We start from the raw sequence: 479 nt of genomic DNA, 5'->3' as shown, positions 1-479 counted from the left end.
GCAGACCATTGGAATCACTTACGTGCTGAGCAGGATCATCAATCATGAAGGTCCTTATAGTTTTGAGCTGTGTACTCGTGGCCGTACTTGCTGATGATAAGTACACTGACAAATATGACAAAATTAACTTGCAAGAAATTTTGGAGAACAAGAGGCTCCTGGAGTCGTATATGGATTGCGTGCTCGGCAAGGGCAAGTGTACTCCCGAAGGGAAGGAACTGAAAGATCATCTTCAAGAAGCTCTAGAGACTGGTTGCGAGAAATGCACTGAAGCCCAAGAAAAGGGCGCTGAAACTAGTATTGATTATTTAATCAAGAATGAACTGGAAATTTGGAAGGAGCTGACAGCCCATTTCGACCCCGACGGCAAATGGAGGAAGAAGTACGAAGACCGCGCTAAGGCCAAGGGCATCGTCATCCCTGAATAAAACTTCAATAAAGTTGAACACTAACTAGAATTTTAATTCAACAACGGAAAT

1 protein-coding gene is annotated in these 479 nt (G+C 43.4%); it reads left to right on the top strand.

Annotated features, from left to right (window positions below; translation table 11 throughout):
• Nucleotides 1-44 precede the first annotated feature (44 nt).
• The gene (locus F0L46_RS27685) at nt 45-428 is read left to right on the top strand and encodes a 4CSP family protein (RefSeq protein ID WP_149730592.1); all 384 of its coding nucleotides are present in this window, start codon (nt 45-47) and stop codon (nt 426-428) included.
• The last annotated feature ends 51 nt before the right edge of the window (nt 429-479 follow it).

Origin of the sequence: Salinarimonas soli (genome assembly GCF_008386575.1) — a bacterium.
In the GTDB taxonomy this organism is placed as follows: Bacteria; Pseudomonadota; Alphaproteobacteria; order Rhizobiales; family Beijerinckiaceae; genus Salinarimonas_A; species Salinarimonas_A soli.
This window is presented reverse-complemented; position numbering and strand designations above follow the sequence as displayed.

Bases quoted from the DNA above. Each gene is read 5' to 3' on its own strand.
- F0L46_RS27685 (WP_149730592.1), top strand. From the start codon at position 45: ATGAAGGTCCTTATAGTTTTGAGCTGTGTACTCGTGGCCGTACTTGCT.